The organism is Neobacillus mesonae (assembly GCF_001636315.1).
GTDB lineage: Bacteria > Bacillota > Bacilli > Bacillales > Cytobacillaceae > Neobacillus > Neobacillus mesonae.
Map to the genome: position 1 here is coordinate 3,269,429 of NZ_KV440949.1, position 26,199 is coordinate 3,295,627.

At 41.7% G+C, this 26,199-nt stretch carries 26 protein-coding genes and 1 riboswitch; of the genes, 16 read left to right on the top strand and 10 right to left on the bottom strand.

Annotation, left to right across the window (positions count from 1 at the left end; all coding sequences use genetic code 11):
• Positions 1–115 precede the first annotated feature (115 nt).
• Both A6749_RS15340 and A6749_RS15345 read right to left on the bottom strand, forming a co-directional pair.
• On the bottom strand, positions 116–553 hold the full coding sequence (locus A6749_RS15340) for a universal stress protein (protein ID WP_084797847.1): 438 nt from the start codon (positions 551–553) through the stop codon (positions 116–118).
• Positions 554–660: 107 nt separating this feature from the next.
• Complete coding sequence (locus A6749_RS15345; RefSeq protein WP_066391228.1) at positions 661–1,569, bottom strand: EamA family transporter; 909 nt, start codon at positions 1,567–1,569, stop codon at positions 661–663.
• 152 nt (positions 1,570–1,721) lie between these two features.
• On the opposite strand from A6749_RS15345, the gene A6749_RS15350 reads away from it, so the two are divergent.
• The gene (locus A6749_RS15350) at positions 1,722–2,609 is read left to right on the top strand and encodes a DMT family transporter (RefSeq protein ID WP_066391229.1); all 888 of its coding nucleotides are present in this window, start codon (positions 1,722–1,724) and stop codon (positions 2,607–2,609) included.
• Positions 2,610–2,650: 41 nt separating this feature from the next.
• Here the strand turns inward: A6749_RS15350 and A6749_RS15355 are convergent, their stop codons facing one another.
• The 5 genes from A6749_RS15355 to A6749_RS15375 form a co-directional block, all read right to left on the bottom strand.
• A complete protein-coding gene (locus tag A6749_RS15355; protein ID WP_066391230.1) occupies positions 2,651–3,406 on the bottom strand; it encodes an amino acid ABC transporter ATP-binding protein in 756 nt (251 codons plus the stop codon).
• A 20-nt stretch (positions 3,407–3,426) separates the two neighbouring features.
• Entirely contained in the window at positions 3,427–4,128 is a 702-nt protein-coding gene (locus A6749_RS15360; RefSeq protein ID WP_066391231.1) for an amino acid ABC transporter permease, read from the bottom strand.
• Between the two features lie 12 nt (positions 4,129–4,140).
• Positions 4,141–4,803, bottom strand: a complete 663-nt coding sequence (locus A6749_RS15365) for an amino acid ABC transporter permease (RefSeq protein ID WP_236719675.1) — start codon at positions 4,801–4,803, stop codon at positions 4,141–4,143.
• 137 nt (positions 4,804–4,940) lie between these two features.
• Positions 4,941–5,804, bottom strand: a complete 864-nt coding sequence (locus A6749_RS15370; protein ID WP_066391239.1) for a transporter substrate-binding domain-containing protein — start codon at positions 5,802–5,804, stop codon at positions 4,941–4,943.
• Between the two features lie 138 nt (positions 5,805–5,942).
• Entirely contained in the window at positions 5,943–7,118 is a 1,176-nt protein-coding gene (locus A6749_RS15375; protein ID WP_066391241.1) for an acyl-CoA dehydrogenase family protein, read from the bottom strand.
• Positions 7,119–7,448: 330 nt separating this feature from the next.
• Between A6749_RS15375 and cyoE the strand changes: the two genes are divergently transcribed.
• Positions 7,449–8,390: a heme o synthase gene (cyoE, locus tag A6749_RS15380; protein WP_066400988.1), complete on the top strand. Its 942-nt coding sequence runs from the start codon at positions 7,449–7,451 to the stop codon at positions 8,388–8,390.
• 711 nt (positions 8,391–9,101) lie between these two features.
• Here cyoE and dapA read toward each other — a convergent pair.
• On the bottom strand, positions 9,102–9,977 hold the full coding sequence (dapA, locus tag A6749_RS15385) for a 4-hydroxy-tetrahydrodipicolinate synthase (RefSeq protein ID WP_066391243.1): 876 nt from the start codon (positions 9,975–9,977) through the stop codon (positions 9,102–9,104).
• 143 nt (positions 9,978–10,120) lie between these two features.
• Positions 10,121–10,299, bottom strand: a riboswitch (Lysine riboswitch).
• 353 nt (positions 10,300–10,652) lie between these two features.
• Between dapA and A6749_RS27700 the strand changes: the two genes are divergently transcribed.
• The 3 genes from A6749_RS27700 (at position 10,653) to nagE (ending at position 13,233) form a co-directional block, all read left to right on the top strand.
• Entirely contained in the window at positions 10,653–10,805 is a 153-nt protein-coding gene (locus tag A6749_RS27700; RefSeq protein WP_407937511.1) for a methyltransferase RsmF C-terminal domain-like protein, read from the top strand.
• A gap of 269 nt (positions 10,806–11,074) precedes the next feature.
• Entirely contained in the window at positions 11,075–11,563 is a 489-nt protein-coding gene (locus A6749_RS15395) for a PTS sugar transporter subunit IIA (RefSeq protein ID WP_066391247.1), read from the top strand.
• A gap of 209 nt (positions 11,564–11,772) precedes the next feature.
• The gene (nagE, locus tag A6749_RS15400; protein WP_066391254.1) at positions 11,773–13,233 is read left to right on the top strand and encodes an N-acetylglucosamine-specific PTS transporter subunit IIBC; all 1,461 of its coding nucleotides are present in this window, start codon (positions 11,773–11,775) and stop codon (positions 13,231–13,233) included.
• Positions 13,234–13,346: 113 nt separating this feature from the next.
• Here the strand turns inward: nagE and A6749_RS15405 are convergent, their stop codons facing one another.
• Complete coding sequence (locus A6749_RS15405) at positions 13,347–14,165, bottom strand: PRD domain-containing protein (protein WP_066391256.1); 819 nt, start codon at positions 14,163–14,165, stop codon at positions 13,347–13,349.
• A 358-nt stretch (positions 14,166–14,523) separates the two neighbouring features.
• Here A6749_RS15405 and A6749_RS15410 point away from each other — a divergent pair, with 358 nt between their 5' ends.
• The 6 genes from A6749_RS15410 (at position 14,524) to A6749_RS15435 (ending at position 20,046) form a co-directional block, all read left to right on the top strand.
• On the top strand, positions 14,524–15,135 hold the full coding sequence (locus tag A6749_RS15410) for a methyltransferase (protein WP_066391257.1): 612 nt from the start codon (positions 14,524–14,526) through the stop codon (positions 15,133–15,135).
• 160 nt (positions 15,136–15,295) lie between these two features.
• Positions 15,296–15,700 carry a hypothetical protein gene (locus A6749_RS15415; RefSeq protein WP_236719802.1) on the top strand — a complete coding sequence of 135 codons (405 nt, stop codon included), beginning with the start codon at positions 15,296–15,298 and terminating at the stop codon, positions 15,698–15,700.
• Between the two features lie 73 nt (positions 15,701–15,773).
• On the top strand, positions 15,774–16,418 hold the full coding sequence (locus A6749_RS15420) for a LytTR family DNA-binding domain-containing protein (protein WP_066391266.1): 645 nt from the start codon (positions 15,774–15,776) through the stop codon (positions 16,416–16,418).
• Between the two features lie 223 nt (positions 16,419–16,641).
• A complete protein-coding gene (locus tag A6749_RS15425) occupies positions 16,642–18,156 on the top strand; it encodes an acetyl-CoA hydrolase/transferase family protein (RefSeq protein ID WP_066391268.1) in 1,515 nt (504 codons plus the stop codon).
• A gap of 202 nt (positions 18,157–18,358) precedes the next feature.
• Positions 18,359–18,907: a histidine phosphatase family protein gene (locus A6749_RS15430; protein ID WP_066391270.1), complete on the top strand. Its 549-nt coding sequence runs from the start codon at positions 18,359–18,361 to the stop codon at positions 18,905–18,907.
• Positions 18,908–19,002: 95 nt separating this feature from the next.
• Entirely contained in the window at positions 19,003–20,046 is a 1,044-nt protein-coding gene (locus A6749_RS15435) for a DUF418 domain-containing protein (RefSeq protein ID WP_066400989.1), read from the top strand.
• Positions 20,047–20,086: 40 nt separating this feature from the next.
• Here the strand turns inward: A6749_RS15435 and A6749_RS15440 are convergent, their stop codons facing one another.
• Positions 20,087–20,572, bottom strand: a complete 486-nt coding sequence (locus tag A6749_RS15440) for a hypothetical protein (protein WP_236719676.1) — start codon at positions 20,570–20,572, stop codon at positions 20,087–20,089.
• Between the two features lie 246 nt (positions 20,573–20,818).
• Between A6749_RS15440 and A6749_RS15445 the strand changes: the two genes are divergently transcribed.
• The 5 genes from A6749_RS15445 (at position 20,819) to A6749_RS15465 (ending at position 26,146) form a co-directional block, all read left to right on the top strand.
• A complete protein-coding gene (locus A6749_RS15445; protein WP_066391272.1) occupies positions 20,819–21,769 on the top strand; it encodes an ABC transporter permease in 951 nt (316 codons plus the stop codon).
• Positions 21,762–22,712: an iron chelate uptake ABC transporter family permease subunit gene (locus A6749_RS15450; RefSeq protein WP_066391274.1), complete on the top strand. Its 951-nt coding sequence runs from the start codon at positions 21,762–21,764 to the stop codon at positions 22,710–22,712. The genes A6749_RS15445 and A6749_RS15450 overlap by 8 nt, the downstream gene beginning before the upstream one ends.
• On the top strand, positions 22,709–23,470 hold the full coding sequence (locus A6749_RS15455; RefSeq protein ID WP_066391276.1) for an iron ABC transporter ATP-binding protein: 762 nt from the start codon (positions 22,709–22,711) through the stop codon (positions 23,468–23,470). Before A6749_RS15450 ends, A6749_RS15455 begins: the two co-directional genes overlap by 4 nt.
• A gap of 19 nt (positions 23,471–23,489) precedes the next feature.
• Positions 23,490–24,443, top strand: a complete 954-nt coding sequence (locus A6749_RS15460; RefSeq protein WP_066391281.1) for a siderophore ABC transporter substrate-binding protein — start codon at positions 23,490–23,492, stop codon at positions 24,441–24,443.
• 242 nt (positions 24,444–24,685) lie between these two features.
• Positions 24,686–26,146: a PAS domain-containing sensor histidine kinase gene (locus tag A6749_RS15465; RefSeq protein ID WP_066391283.1), complete on the top strand. Its 1,461-nt coding sequence runs from the start codon at positions 24,686–24,688 to the stop codon at positions 26,144–26,146.
• The last annotated feature ends 53 nt before the right edge of the window (positions 26,147–26,199 follow it).

Sequence of the window (26,199 nt, forward strand, 5' to 3'; positions counted from 1 at the left end):
AGGGCAGTCCTACGCTAAGAGAAATAGATGGGGCTGCTTTTTTTGCATATAAAAACAGTGCCTTCTGCATTAATCTGAAGGCACTGTTTTGAATCTTTCTTAAACTTTAATCTATTTATTTTACAATAAACACAGGACATGGAGATTTTTGAACCACGTAATGACTAACGCTTCCTAAGAATACTTCTTTCAATCCACTTAATCCACGGCTTCCCATCACCACGAGGTCTGCCTGTGTTTCATTAATGAAGTCAATAATTGAAGCACTAGGGCTGCCTTCGATTAGGTGTGTATTTGTCTGATTTGGGAGTTCACTCAGCTCTTGCTCTACATCTTTAAGCATTTTGTTTGCTTCCTCGAGCTGTGTTTTACGTATCGGATCGATTGCATATACACCGTAGTGGTAGGCCGTATAATTTGAATTTACTACAGTAATAACATCCAACTTAATACTGTTGTCTTGTTTTGCGAGCGTAATGGCTGTGTCCAAAGCCTTTTTGCTTAACTCGGAATTATCATATGGTACAACGATTTTAGAAAACATATTTAACATGTTTTCACTCCCCTTAGCAATGGAATTTATTTCTTCCTACTACTATTTTATCACTGCAAAAAGGCTGCAAAACCATTAAACTTTGACAATATTAAGGCAGTATTATTTTATAATTCATCCGCCAACCCCAGCAGCGCAATCCCAATCATCACAATCACAATCACGACATAATGCAGTCTGCTTAATTTTTCCTTCAAAAAGATACGCGACAGGATCACCGACACAATACTGTAGGATGCGATCAGCGGTGCAGCAATAATAGCGTTTTTCGCCATGGCGAACACGTAAAAGAATTGCCCGGCTGTTTCCAAAATTGCCGCACACCCTTTGTCACGTTCACTAAAAATGTTAAATGGCACCTTTTTAACACCCTTAAGAAACACAAAAGACACCACAGCACAAATAAGAAAGGTATACTCATAGGCAATCAACGCAGCATCTTCACTAATAAGCTGTAGCTCGTCCAAATAAATTCCGTCGGCAAAAGTCCCAAGCCCATCAAGAATACAATATAAAATCGGGAATGTAATCGCTAAGAAACCAATCTGGTATTTTTTATCAATCTGTACGTTGCTCGCTTTAAGAGCTTCTGTTACTGCTCTTTTTTCTAAAACAGCCAGTCCAATTACGCCCAAGCTGATAACTACCACTCCAACAATATGTATAACCCCAAGCTCCCGCGGGAAAAAAATAAACAGTAGAATCGCAGTAATCGCTCCGGAAGAGTTCTGGACCGGGGAGGCAATGGAAAGCTCAATGTATCTTAAACCAATATAGCCAATCGCCATTGATAATATGTAAAAAGCCGATACAGGCAGGTATTTGACTAAATCAATGGGGTCAAATGTCAGTCCTTTAAAAAGCATGTAGGCAGTGGCGTGTATGCCCATGACCAGACCAACCATAACGACAATTTTTAAATGGCTGTACTTATCATCGCTGTCGGTGCCTTTTTTGTAAAATAGGTCAGCACCTCCCCAAGCCAAAGTTGTTAATAGTGCAAATGCAAACCACATTGTTCCGTCTCCTTATAAATTCGATTAAAAAAAACTCTATTATTATAAACAAATAGATTGAACAAGTCTATGAAACTCTGGTGGTTCCTTTTTTAGCAAGAATATTCTAAAATTATATCTAGTGTTGATAGGGGAGACAGGGGGACAAAAGATTGAACGGAAAAGTAAAATTATTAACAGCCATGCTGATTTGGGGGAGTATTGGCTTATTTGTAAAAAATATTAATTTATCATCGAGTGAAATTGCTCTGCTAAGAGGCGTTATCGGAAGTTTATTTTTGCTTGTTATATGTGTACTTATAAAACAAAAGCTTTCTTTTCAGGCAATAAAGAAGAACGCCATATTGCTAATCCTGTCTGGGGCTGCAGTCGGGTTTAACTGGATTCTTTTATTCCAAGCTTATCAATATACGACGATATCTAACGCCACGTTAAGTTATTATTTTGCCCCCATATTTGTCATGATTTTGGCACCATTTGTCCTTAAGGAGAGATTGGCCAAATTTCATGTGATCAGCATTGTCGCTGCCATGCTTGGTTTATTTTTGGTAAATATCGGTGGAGCAGGCGGGGGTGCATCCGGCCAGCATGTAATCGGGATTTTATATGGGTTGTCGGCTGCGGTGATGTATGCCAGCATTGTCTTGATCAATAAATTCATCAAAAATTTATCAGGTTTTGAAACAACGCTGGTCCAATTAATCGTCGCTGTTGTAGTCCTTTTTCCATATGTCTTACTAAAAGATTCGCTTGATTTTTCAAGCCTTGGCGTACGCTCCATTTTATTTGTCTTAATAGTTGGTATTATTCATACCGGCGTTGCTTACTATCTGTATTTTACCTCCTTAAAGGATTTAAAAGGGCAGACAATCGCGGTTCTTAGCTATTTGGATCCGGTTTCTGCAGTCATTTTTGCTGCTATATTTTTGAGCGAGAGCATGACAATCGTTCAAATTATAGGCGGAGTGCTAATCCTAGGATCGACCTACTTTAGTGAAAGAATGGAAATAAGGGCAAAAAAGTTAAAACCTACTATCTAAAAAATCCCCTCCGCATTCGTGCGTGAGGGGATATAGTTTTTTCAAAGATAAATCATATAATCCTCCGGCAAAACTCTTTTCAAGAATTGTTTTGTCCGATCTTCCTTTGGATTCGAGAAAATCTCTTTTGGCGGGCCTTCTTCTACAATGACCCCGCCGTCCATAAAGACAACTCTATTGGCAACATCCTTGGCAAACGACATTTCGTGGGTGACAACCAGCATCGTGGTGCCCTCTTTGGCGATATTCTTCATGACCGTTAACACCTCGCCGACTAATTCCGGGTCTAAGGCAGAGGTCGGCTCATCAAATAGAATAATATCCGGATTCAACGCGACAGCCCTGGCGATACCGACCCGCTGCTGCTGTCCGCCGGATAATTGGCTCGGATAGGCGTCGTATTTTTCCGACAGGCCTACTTTATCCAACGCCTTCTTGCCGATCTCGATGGCTTCCACTTTCGGAACCTTTCTGCCAATAATCAGCCCCTCTGTGACATTTTCGAGCGCAGTTTTATTATTGAACAAGTTATAGTTTTGAAAAACAAATGCCGTTTTCTGCCGAATGGCATGAATTTGTTTTTTCGTGGCTGTATGCAGATTAACTTCGGTGTCGCCGAAATTAGCGTGTCCTTGGTCGGCTTTTTCAAGAAAGTTGATGCAGCGAAGCAGTGTAGTCTTACCAGAACCGCTTGGGCCGAGAATAACCACCACGTCACCTTTAGCAATTGTTAAATCTACACCCTTTAATATTTCATTTTGACCAAAAGATTTATGAATGTTTTTGATTTCTAACATAATTTTGCCTCCAGTTTCATCTAGGCATGTGCAGTTTTATATTTACTTAAGCGTTTTTCATAGCGTTTAAAAATATACTCTACTAAACTACATAAAATGAGATAGACTAGAAAAATATCGATATAGGCTTCCACATAATTGTATCCGACATTTGCCGCTACTTTTGCCCTCAGCGTGATTTCCTGCAGCGACATGGCATATCCGAGCGATGTTGCCTTAATGAGATTGACGGTTGCCGTACAAATATTTGGCAGGGCCGTGACTAGGACTTGAGGGATAATAATCCTTCTAAAGGCCTGCACATTGGTTAAGCCCACGGAATAAGCCGCTTCCAGCTGCCCTTTACTGACGGTGCTGATCGCCGAGCGAAATATCTCAATCATAAGTGCCGTGGTGTTAATGGAAAACACAATAAAGGCATACCAAATCGGATTGATATCATAGACATTTTTTTCAATATGATATTTTTCAAAAAGTGATGTCAATAATAACGGAACACTGCTATAAACAATGAAGATTTGGACAATGACAGGTGTTCCTCTGATAAATGAAACATAAACTTGCGCAAACCGCTGCAGGACTGGGATTTTGTTAATCCTTGTTAAGGCAAGCATAAAGCCTAGCGGCAGGGCAAGTAGTAGGGAAATAATAGTAATAATCAAGGCTGTAGGCACACCAGATAATGCTACGAAAAATGTATCCACCAAAAACTTATAATCCACGCTGTCACCACCTTACGTAGTCTTAATGACTTGTTTTCCTTTGCTAAAGATTTTTTCTAATTTTAAGAAGAGCTGCTCAATCACAATCGAGATCACCCAGTAAATGACAGATAGGGCAAGATAGGTTTCGAGTGCATGGGCATTAAAGCGGCCGTCGATGATCAGGCTTGCTTTTCCCATGACATCGATTAATCCAATGGTATATGCCAATGAGCCTTCTTTAATTAATTCCAACAAGCTGTTACCGAAGTTTGGCAGGGCGACAACAAAAGCCTGTGGAAAAATAATTCTTCGGTAGGCCTGAAAATTGCTGAGCCCGACACTTACTGCTGCCTCGTATTGACCTTTATCAATCGATTGATAGGCAGAACGGATCACCTCAGCCATGGCCGCAGCAAATTGCAGTGAAAAGGTAATGACAATAAAAACGAGTTTATCAACGTTATCAAGCAATAAGCCGAAGTTTTCAGCCAAAGCCGGTAAGCCGTAATAAACTAAGAAAAGCAGCACAATAGACGGCGTACAGCGTAATGCTGTGATATAGCCGTTTGCCACTTTTTGGGCAATCTTGCTATTTCCTAATTTCATTGCTGCTAGAATAAACCCGAGAACCGTGCCGAAAAGGACCGAAAGACCAGCTACAAGAAAAGTCACTTTAACATAAGGGAGTAACATAGGGAACGACTCCCATATGAAGCTTTCATTAAAATATTTCTCCATGTTTTACCCTCAACTTTTTCATGTGATTTGAGTATTAAAGTTTTACATAAAAATCTGTCACTCTCTTGGTTGTGGGAGAGTGACAGGCATTATTATCGCTTAGCAGAATCTAATACTTCGAATAAATCTCTGCCATAGAATTTTTTACTTAATTCATTTGGTTTCTTTTCTTCCTTTAACTTTTTCATGGCTTGGTCAAAGGCATCGGCAAATTTCTGTTCCTTTTTATTAAACAGAGGCCACGTTTTAATCACGGCAAACTCGTTATAAACCACATCATCCTTTAAGTTATAGTAAGGACCGTTTTTATCGAGAACCTGCTTCTTGAAGGCACCCTCAATAATAACACCGCCGTCCACGCGTCCTTCGTTTACCCACTGGACGACATCGACTGTAAACGCATCTCCAGCCTTTAATTTCACCTTATTATCCGGATGTGCTTTGTTATATTCATCAATGACGGTATATTGCGCATTGTTTGCAGCAATTGGGGCTAAAGTAAATTTCTTAGAAGCAAAGTCTTCGAGTGTTTTGACGTCTTCATTTTTCTTTTTTAAGACAAGGCCGGTACTGCTAAGACCAAGGAATTCCTTCGGGTAGATAAACTTCTTTGTTCTTTCCTCAGTCCAGAAGGCATTTTTTACCCCTACCTGATATTTTCCTTGTTCAACCCCTAAAAGCAGGTCATCACTTGAGGTACCGACAAATTCAAATTTGTAATCCGGAAGTAATTCATCCACAAGCTTCATGACTTCCACATCATAGCCGGTTGGATTTCCATTTTGGTCTAGATAGGACATCGGTTTTGATGCCTGATCAAACGCAACCTTTACTGTCCGTACTTTTGCATCGCTGCTATCCTTAGACGAGGATGCAGAGCTGGTGCCGCAGCCAGCAAGCAGCGCCATTAAGGCAAGCCCTGTTGCCGCTGTTTTTAAAAAATTTTTCGTTTTCATTTTTCATAACCCCTCTTTTATTTAATATTTTTAGAAAATCAAGTTTATATATTAATCATATGTGAATAGTTGGTTTTAGGTTTAAAAAAGATGGCCCTCCTTTTGAAAGGCAGGGGAGAGCCCCATAACCGTCGTGATCTATACTTGCTCTGTAGATATTATTTTCTCTTGTTCAATCGCAGCTAAGGCTAATTTTTTTATGGTCATATCGTCCATTGGCGGGTTGTGGAGTCCAGCCCTTACATCCCGATAATATTGTTGTAATGGGTTGCTGCGCTGTAAGCTTTTCGCTCCGACAATCCGCATCGCTTTATCAACAATCGAAATGGCCGAATTGGTGACAACATGTTTAACTACTCCGAGTTCATTTGTAATATGCTTTCTTTGTGATTCGTTATCATATGCGGATGCAACGCTATAAATAAGGTGTCTTGCATTAATTAATTCTAAATCAATTTCGCCTATAAGCTGCTGGACATTTGGCAGCTGGCTGATTGGTCCGTTTAAACTATTCGGCGAATGATGATTGGCAAAATGTACCGCATAATCACGGGCAGCCTTGGCTACACCGAGATAACAGGCTGGGATATGAAGAATCCATCCATTTATTTTGCCGCCGCTCGGTAGTTCCGGAAGCTCAACGAGTCTGGATTGATCCACTTTCACATTTTCCAGCACAAGGTCATGACTAGCGGTGCCCCGCATGGAGATAACATCCCAAGTTTCATCAATGGTCAGTCCGGGGCTATCCTTATGAATGAGAAAAAAGCCCACCTTTTGTTTTTCTTCAATCCAGGCGGATGTTAGGAAATAAGTTAATACTGGCGATGCTGTAGTAAAGATTTTACGGCCATTCAACACCCAGGCTCCATCTTTTTTTACCGCATATGTTCCGGGGCGCCCGCCTCTAGTTGGACTTCCTGTTTGAGCTTCGCTGACGGAACGGTTGACTAATGCGCCGTTAAGGACCTCTTTTGCAAAAAATTGCAGTTTTTCTTCCGGCCAAAGTTTTTTTTCAAAAATTTCTCCGACGACTCCAAGGTTCCAGCCGATGGACAATGCTGTACTGCTGTCGATGCTTGCCAGTGTCTCTTGGAACAGGACCATATCATATACCTTTAATCCTTCGCCGCCATAAGCCTTTGGAACGGTAATACTCGGATAGCCCATTTTTACGAGATCATGAATATTTTCTTCGGGGAAAATAGCCAAGTCATCGGAAATGACGCCTCGTTTATGAAACTCTTCTTTGTTTTTTCGTAATTTATCCACCCATAATCGCTGACTTTCTGTTTTAACGAATAGATCATTCAATCATGATCCCTCCCTAAGTGTATAATTCCGATTGGTTTTATTGGATTAATGATAACGAAGGTTATAATAGCTGTCAAGACTTTTAATTGACTCTTATTACTATTCACACTATTTATGTGGAAAAAAGATGGTTTTTACTATAATAATATTGTTTATTTGACAATTTAGTGACGATTCCTCCTTTTGGCGGTGCATTGATTCAATGGTCCTGCATTATGTGGTAAGATAGATGGAGGAAAATAAATGAAACTATTGGCTGGCGGACAAAGGCAGTCCATATTATGTTATTATTACAATAGATTTTCCGACCATTTTGGGGGAGGTAATGAAATGAGGGAGGAAAGCTTTGCGTCTCCACGTCTTGATGGAAAAGCAGCTTTTTCTGATAAACGAAACATTTCTACTTTGTTAACGGATTTGAGGCTTTTATTTAAAGGTCCTGTATTAATAGCGAATGCTCTTCCTGTACTGACCGGTTTTTGGCTGGCGATTTATTTTACAGGCGGGTCCTTAAGTGGTTACTTGGATTTGTTTCTTTTGACGATTATCGGCAGTACGCTGGTGATGGCGGGGGCACTCGTTATCAATAACTGGTACGATGTCGATATTGATACAATTATGGATCGGACAAAAAAACGGCCAACGGTTACGGGACATTTTTCGCTGAAGGCTGTTTTAATGCTGGGCATCGTTTTGACGGTCCTCGGTTTTGCCATGCTGATGTTTACCACATGGGAAGCCGTGATTTATGCGTTTATTGGCTGGTTTACCTACTGCATTTTGTATACAATGTGGTCAAAGCGGCGCTATACATTAAATACCGTTATTGGGAGTATATCAGGGGCTGTTACCCCGTTGATCGGCTGGGCCGCGGTGGACACAAGTTACCATGTCGTTCCGATTATGCTGGCGCTGATTATTTTTGTTTTTCAAATGCCGCATACGTTTGCGATTGCGATGAAAAAGTATGAAGAATACAAAGCTGCTGGTGTCGCGATGCTTCCAGTGGTCTACGGATTTACGATGACAAAGCGGCAGATGGCTGTATATATTGCCTGCTTGCTTCCACTGCCATTCTATCTTGGTTCGCTGGGAGTTACCTTTGTGGTATTAGCAACTTTGCTGAATGTGGCCTGGCTGGCAGTTAGTATTTATGGCTTTTTCACAAAAGATGACATGAAATGGGCACATGTGATGTTTCTGTGCTCAGTAAACTATATTACCATCTTGTTCGTGATGGCAATTGTTGTGACATTGCCGGTATTTAATTAAATAAGAGACCCCGTCGAGGATCGGCAGGGTCTTTTCTATAGTTTTGGAGGGGCTAGGTGCCCGAGCAGATTATTTTTTCTGGATTCCGGTTGTATAAATGCATTCTATGTGCCCGAAAGTCGGATTTTTCCCGGTAGCCGGTAGAATAGAATAGCGTTCTATGCGCCCGCCGGATGGAATTTCCCCGGTAGCCGGTCGAATAGAAGCGTTCTACGTGCCTGAACAGTAGTATTTTTCCTGGTTTCGGTCACGTAGAGGCATTCTACGTGACCGAACGGTAGCATTTTTCGTGTTTCTGGTCACCTAGAGGGGTTCTACGTGCCCCAAACGGCGGTCTTTTCGTGTTTCTGGTCACGTAAAGGCACTCTATATGCCCGAATGGCGGATTTTACCCGGTTTCCGGTAACATAGAAGCGTTCTATGCGCCCGCTCGAAGGATTTTCCCCGGTAGCGGGTCGAATAGGAGCGTTCTATGCGCCCGGCGGATGGATTTTACCCGGTAGCCGGTCGAACAGAAGCGTTCTACGTGCCTGAACAGTAGTATTTTTCTTGGCTTCGGTCACGTAGAGGGGTTCTACGTGACCAAAGGGCGGTATTTTTCTTACTTCGGGTAACGTAGAACCGGTCTAAGTATCCCGAAGAACCATTTTTCCCAGCCTTCGGTCACATAGACAGCACCATTAACCCCATACAAAAACTCCCTAAAAAACCCTACACCGTTACCCCCGGAAGCAGACTCTGTAAAGCTTGTTCCTCTTCTTCATTTAGCTCCACCAATGGCAGGCGGACACCGCCAACCGGTACCCCCATCATATTCAAGGCGGCTTTTACCGGAGTTGGATTTGGTGCTGCGAATAAGCCTTTCATAATCGGAAGCAGACGACGGTGTGCCGCAGCAGCACCTTGAATATCACCGCATCTAAACTGGTTAATCATTTCCTGCATTTCATTGCCGATAATATGCGATGCAACCGAAATAACGCCAGCGCCGCCAATCGATAAAACGGGGATTGTCAAAGCATCATCACCGCTGAACAGTAGGAAATCTTCCGGTGTTCTCTCGATGATTTCGGCCATCACATCTAAATTGCCGCTTGCTTCTTTAACAGCAACGATATTATCAATCTCTGACAGACGAACAATCGTATCTGCAGACATGTTCACAGATGTCCGCCCTGGGATATTATAAAGCATAATTGGTAGTGATGTTGATTCTGCAATAGCCTTGAAATGCTGGTATAAACCTTCCTGTGACGGCTTGTTATAGTAAGGCACAACAAGCATAATTCCATCTACACCGGCTTCTTCGGCCTTTTTCGTCAAAGCGATTGATGCTCTTGTGTTATTGGAGCCCGTTCCGGCAATGACAGGCACTCTGCCAGCTGCAGCTTCTACAACTAATTGAAACAATTCCACTTTTTCTTCAGTCGTTAAGGTAGGGGATTCGCCGGTTGTCCCGGAAACCACCAATCCTTCCGTACCAGTAGCAATTAAGTGATTTACTAAATTTTTTACAGCGTTAACGTCAACCTCGCCCTGTTGGTCAAATGGTGTAACCATTGCGGTTAAAACTTGGCCAAATTTCATCATTCTCACCCTTTTAAAAATTTTTTAAAAAAAATTAGAGGGATTAGGCCGTTCAATATCAACGCAAAAAAGCAGCAATGAAGGGGGTCCCCGAGGGTTCCCATCGCTGCTGCAGTAGAAACATATAAATTACAAGTTCCCATGCGTGAGATAGCCCTCCATATAGTTTCCTATATGACAATCCTGTGCTTGTTCAACACAGAACCAGCATCAAGAACAATGAGTTTCTTGATACTTCGGCAAATTCCCCTTTCCATAACTATCACAGGATCTCATTATCCTCAAATTATGTACTAATGGTTTTTGCGCCTCTATCCTCACTTCAAAAGGTTTGAAGTAAGAAAATATCTAATTGATTGTAATATAACAGAATATTCTAGGTAATTCAAGGGATATAGCAATTTGTCGAAAAGATATTTAGAAATTAAGAGTTTCGCTATTTGGGTTTTCCATGGTAGAGGAGAAATGTGGAAAAGAAAATTCCGCAGCGAAAACATTGCAGGCCAAATAATGGCTGCAGCTTTTGACGATGCTCGCTGCTATTTATTATTGACGATTTTTCCAAAAAAAGTTTACTATAATTTTGAAACACAGAGGATAGGTTTGAGGTGAAAAAGTCAACATGAATTTACCAAAGGATTTTCAAACCAAAATGGCAGGGATTCCCGTGAAATCTTGGCTTACTTGGAAGGCGAGTCGCTGATGGTTGTTGGTTCAAAAGGCTGGTACCTTGTAGACGTCGATGGTTTTTCTATTGGCTGGGGCAAGCTGTCTGAGCAAGTGTTGAAAAACCATTATCCAAAGGGGTTAAGATGGCTGGCAAAATAAAAATTAGGGAAATCTTTTGAAAAATCTTTCAATCGTGAAATCGTTTACAAATTATTTATGTATGCTATAATAAAGGTAATTAAATTATTGATCACATGTTACTGATACGATCAGGCATGGTGGTAAAACGGATGGTTTATTTTGGCCTGTCTGTTATACTGCCATGCCTTTTTGTGTTTTAATTAATGTGTTTAAAGCAGGCTGATTAGGAAAATAGTATTAATAATCATGGCCTTGTTTCAATATGACATAGTAAAGGAGATAAAAAAATGTTCAATTTTTTTAAAAAAGGAAAGTCACAAGCTTTAGATATCTATGCACCGGTTAATGGGGATATTTTGCGGATTGAGGATGTTCCAGATCCCGTATTCAGTCAAAAAATGATGGGTGAAGGGGCCGCAGTAATGCCTAATGGCGGAAATATCGTGGCTCCGGTTAATGGCAAAGTGCTCCAGGTTGCTCCAACTAAGCATGCGATTGGCCTTCTAGCAGATGATGGAACGGAAATATTGATTCATGTCGGCTTAGAGACCGTCGCACTAAATGGCGAGGGCTTTAAACCTGCTGTTAAGGAAGGGGATAAAGTATCCGTTGGGCAGCTGTTACTGGAGGTTGACTGGGACTTTGTTGGCGCAAATGCCGTAAGTACAGTTACCCCAATCGTAATCACAAATAGCCAAGGAAGCGGCAAGGATTATGTTACAACAGAGGAGAAAACCGCTGTTGCAGGCGAAACGGTTATCATTAACGTTAAATAATTTTAAAAAAATATGGCTTTGTTAAAGGGCAATGTTGGTATTTGTAGCTCTGTTGATTAGAGCCGAAATCAACAGCCTGGTTTAACAAAGCCAAAATAAAAATTTTAAGGAGGTGGTTGCCTTCCCGTTGCTAAACGGTTTATAAATCTGCTGTAGGATTTTTGTGATGGACTTATTTTTTTAATTAAATTTCTTAGGGGGTAATGGAGATGAAAAAGTACTTTCAAAGACTCGGAAGTTCTTTGATGTTACCTGTTGCAGTACTGCCGGCAGCGGCGGTCTTGATGGGAATCGGGTACTGGATTGACCCAGCAGGCTGGGGCGGTGGAAGCCCGGTTGCGGCTTTCTTAATCAAAGCAGGTAGTTCGATTATAGATAATATTCCAATTCTATTTGCCGTCGGTGTTGCGTTAGGGATGTCGAGGGAAAAGGACGGTTCAGCAGCGCTCTCTGGGCTTGTTGCCTTTCTCGTCGTCAAAACCTTGCTGTCACCTGATTCTGTTGCGATGTTACAGCAAATTGACGTAGCAAAGGTCGACCCAGCATTTGCAAAAATCGGGAATGCCTTTGTCGGAATCATTTCCGGTATCGTGGCTTCGACGATGTACAATCGTTTTAGTCATGTAAAATTGCCGGATGCACTCGCGTTCTTTAGTGGTAAACGGTTAGTACCGATTATGACAGCGGTTTCAATGCTCGTAGTTTCTGTCGCCTTATTCTTTATCTGGCCTCCAATCTATACATTATTAGTTAACTTTGGTGAGGGAATTGCGAAATTAGGCGCTGCTGGTGCTGGTTTATACGGCTTCTTTAACCGTTTATTAATTCCAACTGGTCTGCACCATGCATTAAACTCTGTATTCTGGTTTGATGTGGCGAATATCAATGATATTGGTAACTTCTGGTCCGGAAAAGGGGTAAAAGGCGTTACTGGAATGTATCAGGCGGGATTCTTCCCAATTATGATGTTTGGCCTTCCTGCCGCTGGTCTTGCAATGTACCATACTGCAAAAACAAAGAGGAAGAAAGAAGTCGCCTCGTTAATGATGGCTGCTGGATTCGCGGCATTTTTCACTGGTGTTACTGAGCCGCTTGAGTTCTCCTTTATGTTCCTTGCACCAGCATTGTATGTGGTCCATGCTATTTTGACAGGTCTTTCTTTAGCAATTGCGGCTATGTTCCATTGGACAGCCGGATTTGGCTTTAGTGCCGGATTAGTCGACTTTCTTTTAAGTTCCAGACTGCCATTGGCTAATCAGCCTTATATGCTGCTTCTCCAAGGTTTAGTCTTTGCGGTTATTTACTATTTCTTATTCCGTTTCATTATTGTGAAGTTTAATTTGGCTACACCTGGACGCGAAGAAGATTTTGATGAAGAAGTGCCAACAGCGGGTGCGGTTGGAACCGCAGCTGGCGGGAACAAATTTGCTGTTATGGCAGAGCAGATTTATGCCGGCTTAGGCGGAGATGCCAATGTTGTTTCTGTTGATAACTGTGCAACACGTCTAAGATTAGAAGTTAAAGACATGAATGTCGTCGACCAGAAGAAAATTAAAACAACCGGAGTTCCGGGTATTAACGTCGTCGGTCCGAAAAACATTCAAGTCATTGTCGGTCCAAATGTGCAATTTGTCGCAGACGAAATCCACAAAATGCGCAAAGGAAAATAAACTGTAGCAAAAGAAAACGCTTGGGCTGATCTGGCCCAAGCGTTTTTGCTATGAGGGCATGGGGACGGTTCTTGCGCTTCCTAAAAAGGAAGCGCAAGAACCGTCCTCATGCTTCATCGTTTTCGCAGCCTCTCGATGTGAAGGGAGATGTAGCCTAGTTCGTGGTGCGGCAGGTTGATGTCGAAGTGCTGTGCTAGATGGCCTGCGACGGTCGTTGCGCATTTGAAGGAAGTGGGGAACTTCTTTTGGATCATGGTAAGCATTTCATCATCCATGATGTGCGGCTCACCGCTGCTGATTCGTGAAATGGCGAAGCGAAGATGGGTTACTAATCGCTGGTAAGAAAAATCATCTTCGTCGATTTCAATGTTTAAAAAATCCCTGATGGTTTGTACCATTTCTCCAATTATGGCTGTCTGTCTTAGTGTTTGTTTCATGTCGCCAGTCTGCAGCTTTGCCGTATGGATGTGAAGCGCAATATAGGCCGCTTCGTCGATCGGCATTTGAATGTTGGTCTTTTTTTCAATATGCTTAATAGCCCATAGGCCAATTTCAAATTCTTGTTTGTATAGAATCTTAATTTCGGGCAATAGTTTGTTTTTTAAATAAATTCCGTCCTGAATCCGCTCGATGGCAAATGACAAGTGGTCTGTTAAGGCGATATGAATGTGATCATTTAATCTTGTTCCAAGAGATTCCTCAGCATGGGAAATGATTTCCTCTGAGAGGGCAAAATGCTCTTCAGGGATTTTGAGCAGCAGCTGCTGGAATCTTTCATTTTCTTTTAAAACAAAAAGCTTCTCAATCTTGCTTCGATTGACAATGTCGTTTTTTTTCTTTTGAAAGGCAATCCCCCCGCCAATGGCAATCTTTTCTTCATTTTCGTCCGTTACAATGACGGCGTTGTTATTTAATATTTTTTTAATTTTCACCTGAAACCGTCTCCTTATTTCCTGCTAAGCAGTGGAATAGTGATGGCAATTTTTAAAGGATGATTTCAATTATAGTATTATCAATGGATGAAGTGAATAATAACAGTGTTTCTTTCATTAATATTTCGCCATTTTGGCTGTTTCTCCTTTTTTATTTTTCATACATTCATAAGGATTGGGGAAAATGCTGCTGTAATTTCTAGATTTTTGTCGAAGAGGGGCGAGTGGGCAAAAGCTTATCCGGTAATCTTAAATTAGCTTATAATATAATTGGCAATTATAGATTCTTAAAGCCTGGATCAGCACTACAACCTTTAAGAGTCTATTGAATGAGATGCTGCTTGTTAGGAGTTTATTTATGAAGGAACATTATTATGATAAATTACTGAATATAAATACGAGGGGAGATAGGCTGGAGGGTGCGGCAAAAAAGCCCCACCGCTACTATCCCTATGAGCCTACGCCGTATAGTGCGCTAGAGGAGTTATTTAAGAACTATGAGGTGAGTAGATTTGATCATGTGGTAGACTTCGGCTGCGGAAAAGGGCGGCTGAATTTCTATATACATTATTTCTATCATGCTTCGGTTACGGGGATTGAGATGAATGAAACACTGTACCAAGAGGCGTTGGAAAACAGCAAAACATTTGGGAGAAAAACGAAGAACCGTTTGGAGCGGATTCAGTTTCATTGCTGCTTAGCGGAGGAATATACGATTTCCCCGTCAGACAACAGGTTTTATTTTTTCAATCCATTTTCGATACAGGTTTTTAGGAGTATCATAAATAATATCTTGATTTCCATAGAAAATCATGAGCGGGATGTGGAAGTAATCCTCTACTATCCATCACAGGATTACATCTATTATCTTGAAAACGACACCGCTTTCGAACTAAAGAAAGAAATAATTTTACCACATGATTATTTGCGTGATTCAAATGAACGGTTCTTGATTTACCGGCTTGGATAGGTGTTATTGTTAGTATTGGTGTCATGCACCAAACCAAAATGGTCCCTTTAAGGAGGGGTGCACTATTTATTACAGGCTATGGACGTTTATAAATGTTTTTCTGATTGTCGTTTCGATAGTGTACATATGGGTTTTTCGCCCGCATGATGGTTCGTTGGCAGTGATTGGGCAGGTTTTGGCGCAAGCAGCCATTATTTTATTTCTAGTCAATATTAATATGTATTTTATTTTTCTGGTGATACGGAAGACAACGATTCGTAAGGTGAAGATTCGCTTGGCGAAGTTTTCGCGGCATTTTATGAAATGGCATATCCCAATAGCTATTTGTGGGACGGCAGCAATTACTGGGCATGCCGTTATTAATATAACGCAATTTGGCCCCTTGATCGGCTTTACCCATTTAAAACTGCTGACCGGCTATCTGGCTCTAGCTATGTTAAGTCTAACCCTATTTGCCGGCTTGCTGCGGCACAAAAAAGCATCAGGCTTCCGCCGCAAATTTCACCTAACCGCAGCCATGACCTTTTTAGGAATATTTATTATTCATATGGTTGTACTTATATAGTTATGGGTGTCAGGCACCATGTGAAAAATTCACATGGTGCCTGACACCAAAACAAGTTTGAGGTGTAGAGATTATGGAGAGTATTACGGTTGTTTCGCTTTTGGATGTGATTAGTGAGCTGTTTTCGGAGGAGATTTCTATTGCGGTTTCGAATACGGTGGAATATATTTATTATCGGCCTAGTAAACGGGTTGATTTGAAGATTCGTCCGGGCGATCTGTTAAAGGAGGGGACCATTGCTCATAAAGCTATTAGTTCCAAACAAAAGGTTTCGGAGTTTATTAATCGGGATATTTTTGGTGTTCCTTATCATGGCATGGCAGTGCCATTTTTTCATGAGGGGAAGCTTGAGGGCTGTGTAACGGCGATTTACCCTGCCCTGACAAGCGGGAAGTTGGTCGTGACGATTAAGAGTGACGACGGCTGGATTCCGCTTCCGTTTTCAGAGGTGGTTTACCTTGAGTCAAAAGATAAAAAGACCTATGTTCATGCAAAGGAGCACTGCGGCACGCATAAATATTCGCTGCAGGAATTTGAGTTTGTGCTGCCAAAGGATTATTTTATCCGCTGCCACCGCTCGTTTATCGTAAACGTCAATCATATTAGGGAAATATACCCTGATACCCACTCCACCTTTGTGCTTTCAATGGATAACGGAGATCGAGTACCTGTCAGCCAGTCGTATTCCAGCTACTTCCGCCGGCTGTTAGGGTTTTAATTTTTCGGCGATTGACTAAGGGGCGAGAAGAAAGGCCTAAAGTAGAATTTGCTCGTTAGTGAACAAATAATAATTGAAAAATCCAACAGGTGAAAATATTCTGCTTTAGAATGAAAAAATGCTGCTTTGTCTGAATTTTTCTGTAATATATCCCTGATTTCCTTATTGCAAAATTATTTAGGTTAAAATAATAATAATTTCATATTTGGGAGTGGGATGGGATATGGAAAATAAATTTGAACGGATTAGAGACAAACGGCTTTTAGACCGCGTTGTATCACCGGAAGAAGCAGCCTCTTGGATCCAAGATGGGATGACTTTAGGGCTGAGCGGTTTCACACGTGCCGGCGACGTGAAAGCGGTGCCATTTGCGCTGGTAAAACGGGCCGAAACAGAGTCATTTAAAGTTAACGTTTATACAGGGGCATCGTTAGGCTCGGATGTGGATAAGCTTTTTGCGGAAGCGGGGATTCTCGGAAAAAGACTTCCCTTTCAAGCCGATCCAACAATGCGCAGTAAAATTAATAATGGGGAAATGTTATTTGTTGATCAACACTTGTCACATACAGCAGAATTGGTCCGTGCGGGGGTAATGGATCCAGTAGATTTTGCAATTTTGGAAGCGTATTCAGTTACAGAGGATGGAATGGTGATTCCGACCACTTCTGTGGGGAACTCTATGTCCTTTGCATTGAATGCAAAAGCTATCATTATTGAAATTAATTTATCGCATCAAGTGAATTTAGAAGGATTGCATGATTTATATGATCCCGGAAAACAAGGCGAGAGAGGTCCGATTCCATTAACGAAGGTTGAAGATCGTATTGGTTCGATTGGAATTCCGGTAGATGTTGAAAAAGTAATGGGGATTGTATTTACGAACCAGCAGGATTCTCCTTCAACCATCGTACAGCCGGATGAAGAGACGGTCATCATGGCGAATCACTTAATCGAGTTTTTACGTAAGGAAGTGGAAGCTGGCCGTCTGACAGAGCGCCTTGCACCGCTGCAATCAGGAATCGGTTCAGTGGCAAATGCGGTACTCCATGGCCTGTTAGACTCGGAGTTTGAAAATTTAGAAGTGTACTCTGAGGTATTACAGGACGCAGTGTTTGACTTAATCGATGCTGGCAAGGTGGATTTTGCGTCATGCTGCTCGATTACCCTTTCTGAGGAAAAAATGAACCAGGTGTACGGCAATTTTGAGAAGTATCGTGACAAATTAATCATGCGGCCGCAGGAGATTTCCAATCATCCGGAAATCATCCGCCGACTTGGATTGATTTCGATTAATACAGCGCTTGAGTTAGATATTTACGGAAATGTCAACTCAACACATGTTTTAGGAACAAAAATGATGAACGGCATCGGCGGATCGGGGGATTTCGCACGCAATGCCCGCTTAGCAATTTTTGTGACGAAATCGATTGCCAAGGGCGGCAAAATTTCAAGTATTGTGCCATTTGTTTCTCACGTTGACCATACCGAACATGATGTTGATGTTATTGTAACGGAGCAGGGATACGCCGACTTGCGCGGTTTGGCACCAAGACAACGGGTTGAATTGATTATTGAACGCTGTGCTCATCCAATGTACCGTGAACAGCTGCGCGAATATTACAAGGAAGCATTAACAAGAGGCGGGCAAACACCACACGTGCTGGAAAAAGCCTTCTCCTGGCATATCAACTTTGCCGCTAACGGAACAATGCTCGAACCAGTGCAGGAAACAGTCTAGACGGTTGGGGGAACATTCATATAAAAAGGGATATTAACATAGAACGGAAAGAAAAGCGCTTTGATTTGGGGGAATCAAAGCGCTTTTTGACGTACTCTTTAAAGTAGGTGTTAAAAGTGGTGCCTGACACCACACCACATTGCTATGATAATATTGGGATTAATAGGTTAATTGATTATATCCGGTTAGGGGTTGTTGGCAGATGGGGAAGAAGGTATATGTTGTGAGGCATTGTGAGGCGGCGGGGCAGCCTAGTGAGTCGCCGCTTACAGATAGAGGGGTCGAGCAGGCGAAGGAGTTAGCGGGGTTTTTTGAGGATGTGAAGGTTGACCGGATTATTTCCAGTCCATTTGTACGGGCGATTCAATCGATTGAACCAACAGCGGAACAAAAAGGCATCAAGCTGGAGACTGACCCAAGATTATCCGAGCGGGTATTGAGCACGGTGGATTTACCGGATTGGCTGGATAGGCTTAAAGCCGCTTTTGATGATTTGGATTTAAAAATTGAAGGCGGAGAATCAAGCAGGGAAGCGATGAACAGGGCAGTCAGCGCCCTGGAAGATGTTCGTCAATGTGAAGGTGAAAATACTGTCATCGTATCCCACGGAAATTTAATAGCATTGCTTCTCAAGTACTATCAGCCTGACTTCGGTTTTGAACAATGGAAGAATCTTAGCAACCCGGATGTTTTTCTTTTAAAAATCGACCCAAATAATAAGGTCTCAGTTGAACGATTATGGAGATCATAATAATGGTAATAACCGTATCAAAATGCATTGGTGTCAGGCACCATGTGAATTTTTCACATGGTGCCTGACACCGCCGGGAGGTGAAAAAAAACATGATGGACCAGAGCCGTTTACATGATCATGACCGTAGTCAAAACCATAGCCAGAACCAAAATAATCGAATAGAGGCGCTTGATTATTTGCGGGGGTTGGCGTTGATGGGGATTATTTTGGTGAATATCGGTCCGCTGCTGGGGATTCTAGAGCCTGCTTCCGCACATTCATTGGATGCTTCCTATTGGAGATTTTTATATTTATTTGTGGAAGGCCGCTTTTATACGATTTTTACTTTTTTATTTGGGGTTGGGTTCTATATTTTCCTCACCCGGGCCAATGCTAAAGGGAAGAAAGGCTATCGCCTATTTTTGAGACGAATGGCCGCCCTGTTTGTTTTTGGATTGGTTCACGTTCAGTTTCACCCCGGGGAGGCGCTGGGGCTGTATGCCGTTTGCGGCCTGATCATTTTGCCTTTTTATAAAGCCAGCAAAATAATGAATCTTGTTTTTGGGATGTTAATGCTTATTGCTTTTGCGGCTTTTTCTATCAAAATCTTCATGGTTGTGCCGCTTATGCTATTAGGAATTGCAGCGGGCCAATATCGTGTATTTGAAAAGCTTCAGCCCAAAAAGATTGCCGTTTTTACAGGAATGATGCTCGCACTAAGTGCAGCCGGGCTGACAGTTCAAGCACAATATGCGCCCGTTCAGATCGGCGTTGCCACCGAACAAGCTTATCTGCAAAAGCAGCATTTTATTCGTACCGGGATTGCTATTGGTCCCATTGTCTCTGCGTTTTACACGGGGTTATTGCTGTTACTTTTACAGCGGCGTTTATTTCAAAAATTATTCTCCCCATTAAAAGATTACGGCCGGATGGCGCTGACGAACTATATATCGCAAACCGTCCTCATATTATTCGCTGGAAATCTGTTTGATTTTGACGGGCGGATTAGTTACCTGCAATCTTTGTATCTGTGCCTGATTATATATGTTCTGCAGTTCATTTTCAGTACGGTGTGGCTGCGATATTTTCGCTACGGTCCCTTGGAATGGATATGGAGGATTTCTACATATTGGAAAATACCACCGATGCGCAGGTAATCATGCTGAACATCGGTGGTCAATAATTAATCAAAATCTGTTATTTCTTCAATTTCACATCATGTTCCTTCGCTAATTTCTCCAATTTGCTTTGGTATTCGCGTATATGTGTACGGGCTTCTGCCAGCATGTCATTCGCCTCTTGAATTAAATTGGCGTTCTGTTCCTCAAGCGCTTGTTTGATTTTGGCAAAAGCATTAAATTGGATGTCCGCTCCCTTTATATAAATCTCATGAATTTCCCGGACCTCATCTGTTTCAATTTTAGCTGAGTCTAATTCCTTAATAAATTCATTGTAGTTCGGGATGACATCGTTCATTAAAACATCATACAACGCCTGGTCATCGGTATAATTTGCTCCGGTCACACTCTCATAAGCGGAAACAGCCGCCTTTTCATATTTCGCAGCGTCTTTCATTTCTTTATTCACATAATTCATTAAGTCATCCTGCACGGGGTCGCCAAAGCACCCAGTTAATAACACCATCGTTAGAAAAAGAAACACAGCCGCAATGCTTTTCTTCAATCCTCCCCACCTCCTAAATTGAATTTATGAGGCAATGGAAGTCCATTATGTACGTGAAAAATTCAATACTTAAAGCCTGTTGTAAAAATTGCAAACGGTTGAATTCTGAAAATTCATTGATAAAAATTCTCAATTAGCATTGACTTAGTTGGTTATGTTGATATAATCGGTATTGTAAGAGTAAATGATAATGATTTTCAATATCACTTACAAAAAGCCTAGATTAAGAGAAATGTTGGGGAAGCCATGAAGAAAAGATATTTATTACTTACAGTACTAATATTGTCTGCCGGTTCATTGTTTATTGGCGTCAGCAGAATCTCTCCTTTAGATTTATTGAACGTTCAATCTGAGGAAACACAAATCTTTTTAATCAGCCGGCTGCCAAGGCTTGTGGCGATTTTGCTGGCTGGGGCAGGAATGAGCATTGCGGGATTAATCATGCAGCAATTGAGCCGGAATAAATTTGTCTCGCCAACAACGGCTGGAACGTTGGACGCCACAAGGCTGGGAATACTCGTTTCCATGCTGCTGTTTGCAAATGCGTCCATGCTGGAAAAAATGGCAGTTGCTTTTGCTTTCGCTCTTGCCGGGACGTTTTTGTTCATGCAGATCCTTGACCGTATCAAGTTTAAGGATGCCATATTCATTCCGTTGGTAGGGTTAATGTTCGGAAATATCCTGTCTTCCGTAACCACCTTCTTCGCCTATAAGGCGGACGTGATTCAAAATATGTCTGCGTGGCTGCAAGGGGATTTTTCCATGATCATGAAGGGCCGATATGAATTACTGTACATAAGTGTTCCAATTATCATCATTTCCTATTTGTACGCAAACCGTTTTACGGTTGCGGGAATGGGGGAAGATTTTTCAAAAAATCTTGGGCTTGCATATCGGCGAATCGTGAATATCGGATTAATTCTTGTTGCACTCATAACTACGACAGTTGTATTAACGGTCGGGACGATTCCGTTTCTTGGCTTAATCATTCCTAACATTATCTCGATTTTTAAAGGCGACCACTTACAAAAAACTTTGCCGCATACGGCACTGCTGGGCGCGATATTCCTTCTCATTTGTGACATTTTAGGCAGGGTGATTATTTATCCATATGAGATTTCGATCAGTCTTATGGTTGGTGTCATCGGAAGCGGCATCTTCTTATACCTGCTGTTCAGGAGGAAAGACTATGCGTAACTCGATGAAAATGGCCAGTCTGGTATTGATCGCTGCTGGATGCTGTGCACTCTACTTATTCGATGACTTAAACGGGAGCTTCGATTATGCCCTGCCAAGGCGTGCGATAAAAGTCATTGCTATGGTGATTACGGGATTAACGATTGCCTATGCGACTGTTGTGTTTCAAACCATTACACATAACAAAATATTAACGCCCAGCATTATGGGGCTGGATTCACTTTATTTGTTCTTGCAAACCTTGATTATTTTCTTCCTTGGATCGAGTCACATGGTGGCGGTCAATAAACAGGTGAATTTTTTAATCTCTGTTGCCATTATGATTATTTTTGCACTGCTGCTTTACCGCTTTTTATTCAAAAAGGGCGGTCAGCAGATCTACTTTTTACTGCTTGTTGGGATTATCGTTGGTACGTTTTTCTCAAGTATTTCAACCTTTTTCCAAGTGTTAATTGACCCAAACGAGTTTCAGATTGTGCAAGACCGAATGTTTGCCAGTTTTAATAATATCAACTCTGATTTAGTATGGCTGGCGGTTATGATTGTCGGGGCTGTGATGATTTACGCTTTGCGCTTTGTGAAATATTTGGATGTCTTGTCACTGGGGAGAGAGATGGCGATTAACTTGGGGGTTCCCTATGATTCTATTGTAAAAAAAATGCTCATAATTGTCGCTGTATTTATTTCCATTTCGACAGCGCTTGTAGGCCCGATCACGTTCTTTGGCCTGATTGTTGCCAATCTGTCGTACCAATTTTTTAAAACGTATAAACACCGGACGCTAATTAGCGGGGCGATTGTGATGAGTATTATTGCTCTGGTCGGTGGGCAGTGGGTAGTTGAACGGGTGTTTACCTTTTCGACGACACTGAGCGTAATCATTAACTTTTTCGGCGGCGTTTATTTCATCTATTTACTATTGAAAGCGAGGAATGCTAAATGATTCAGGTTCTTTCACTGTCAAAGTTTTACGGGAAAAAGGCGGTTGTGGAGGATGTGTCGGTGACGATTCAGCCTGGAAAAATAACCTCCTTCATTGGACCGAATGGGGCAGGGAAGTCGACGCTGCTCTCCATGGTAAGCCGGCTCCTTGATGCCGATACGGGTGAGGTGCTGATTGACAAGGCCGATGTCCGGAAGATGAAATCGAATGAGTTTGCCAAAAGGGTTTCGATTTTAAAACAGTCGAATTATATGAATGTTCGGCTGACGATTCGCGAGCTTGTTTCCTTTGGCCGCTTTCCTTACTCGAAAGGGCGGCTGACGGATGAGGATGAACGGATTGTCGACCAATCGCTTGAATACATGCATTTAATGGATATGCAGGATCGTTATTTGGATGAATTATCCGGCGGGCAGCGGCAGCGGGCGTTTATTGCGATGGTCATTGCCCAGGATACGGACTACATTTTGCTTGATGAGCCGCTTAACAATTTGGATATGAAGCATTCCGTCCAAATTATGAAAATTTTGCGCCGGCTCGTCCATGAGCTGGGAAAAACGGTTGTCATTGTCCTGCACGACATTAACTTTGCCTCCGTTTATTCGGACTGGATTGTCGCGATGAAGGACGGACGGGTTGTGAAAAATGGACCGACTGAGGAAATTATTCAATCAGAGGCTTTGAAGGAAATTTATGATATGGACATTCCAATTCAAAAAATGGATGGATGCCGCATTTGTGTATATTTCAATTCTTAATTTAAGGGGGATTATGAACATGAAAAAATGGAGTTTACTAAGTGTTGTTTTTTCAATTATTCTTGTACTGGCGGCGTGCGGCGGTACAGCGAAGGATGAAGGTAAGTCTGAAAAGGCTTCAGGAAGCAGCGAATCTGCGGAGCAAATTACCGTTAAGCATAAATATGGCGAAGCGGTTGTGGATAAAAATCCAAAAAAAGTCGTTGTGTTTGACTTTGGTATATTGGATACATTAGATGAACTTGGCGTGGACGTTGCAGGTGTTCCACAGGCTACCATTCCTAAGTATTTGGCAGAATACGCCGATAAAAAATATACGAATGTCGGCAGCTTAAAGGAGCCTGATTTTGAAGCAGTACATGACCTAAAGCCGGATGTTATCTTTATTACAACGCGTCAGGCAGAATTATATGATCAGTTTGCGGAGATTGCCCCAACTGTGTATACCGATATTGATTATACGAACTACATGCCCAGCTTTGAGAAAAACATGAAGCTTGTTGGAGAAATTTTTGGGAAAGAAGATCAGGTTGCGGCTAAGCTGAAAGATATTGACGCAACTGTTGAAAAGGTGAAAAGTGAGGTTACTGCAGCGGACCAAAAGGCCTTGATTGTCTTGGCTAACGAAGGAAAAGTCAGCGCTTATGGACCTAGCTCCCGCTTCGGATTGATCCATGACGTGTTTGGTTTCGGGGCAGCTGATAAGAATATTGAGGTTTCAACACACGGTCAGAGTGTTACCTTTGAATATATTATGGAGAAGAACCCGGATGTCCTGTTTGTCATCGACCGAAACGTCGCAGTCGGGGGTGAAACAAGCGCCAAACAATCCGTTGAAAACGACCTAGTAAAGAAAACCAACGCCTACAAAAACGGCAAAATCATCTACCTAAAAGCCGACACCTGGTACCTAAGCGGCGGCGGCCTAAAATCCGTCCAGCTCATGGCAAACGAAATCGAAGCCGCACTCTAGTATTGGGTTAATGAAAAAAGGGTGACAGTGGCACCATGTGAAAAAATCACCTAGTGCCTGACACCACAAAAAGACAATCCACCTAAAATGTCCACCCTGTGTGGACATTTTTCCTTTTTGTGGGATGTTTTTATTATTTCTGTAACTTTAGTAACATTAATGTAAAATTTTTCTTTAAATTATCATAAAATTTTGTAAAATAGTATATAAACAATCCTAATTATTGATTTGGGGAGATTTCTATGTCGAAGGGCTTTCCTATTTTTGGAGAGGAAAATGAAGCAAGTATCTATAATCCGGAAGAACTGATTGATTTGTTTCTTAACAATACTGCTGACGGTATTTGTATTGTTGACATGGAAGGCCGGTTTATTCGTGTAAATCCAATGTATACGAAAATATTTGGGTACACGGAGGAGGATGTTCTCGGTAAGAAATTCACCGAATTTCCCAATCCCGATATCGTAAGAGATATAGTTACAGCCGTTTGGAAAGGCGAATCATTTCATAACATCCATACACAGCGCTACCATAAAAACGGAAAGGTGCTTAATATTGCTGTTTCCTATTCTCCATTCAGGAATATTTCTGGTGAAATTATCGCAATTATTGCGGTTTATCGCGATTTGACTCACCGCGTTAAAATGGAAAGGGAATTAAAGAAAACACGCGAGCTCTATCAACTAATTGCCGAAAATACAACGGATTTAATCAAGGTTTATAATAAGAACAAAGAAATTATTTATGTTTCTCCTTCATATGAAAAGGTACTCGGGATCCCCGCAGAGGAATTGATTGGGAGAAGTATTTTAGATTTTATTAAAGAAGATGATACTAAGATATTTCGAGGTATTTTTAAGAACCTATGTGCCGGTAAACCGCAAATAATGCAATACAAATTGGAAAGTGCCTCAGGGGGAGTGATCCACGCAGAATATAATATTACCCCGGTCTACAATGAAAAACAGGAGATTGATTCCTTTGTTTCAGTGGGGCGAAATATTTCTGAACGGATCAAAAATGATGAGGCAATTCGTAATTTGGACCGGCTTTCGATAATTGGGCAGCTGGCTGCCGGAGTTGCTCATGAAATCAGAAACCCGCTTACCTCCTTAAAGGGCTTTTCTAAACTAATGAGGAATACAGCAGACGATAAGGAAAAACAAGATTATTATTTATCCATTATTATGAATGAGCTAGAGCGCATCGATGTCATTGTGAATGAATTTATGTCATTGGCCAAACCTCAAGCCATTCAATTTGAACGTGCGAATCTTTTTTCAATTATCGATAGTACGGTTAACATACTTCACCCGCAAGCTTTGTTACATAACGTCGAAATCATTAATCACTTTTACACTAAAGATGTTGAACTGCTTTGCAATGCAAATCAGCTGAAGCAGGTGTTTGTTAATTTTTTAAAAAACGCAATAGAGTCAATGCCTGCAGGCGGGCAAGTCCATATTCAAGTGGAAAAGTTAACAGGTAAACGCGTTCAAATCAGCTTCAAAGATGAAGGCATTGGAATTGACTCCGAATTATTACAGTTTTTGGGCACCCCATTCTATACAACTAAGGACAAAGGGATCGGACTAGGGCTGACCATCAGCAACAAAATCATCCAAGAACACAACGGCACCATGACCATCGAAAGCCGCCCTGGCAAAGGAACCACCGTAAATGTTGAACTGCAATATATTTAGAGATGCTGCGAAGGGTGCCTGACACCCTTCGTGGACAAAGTGCTTGTTTTGTC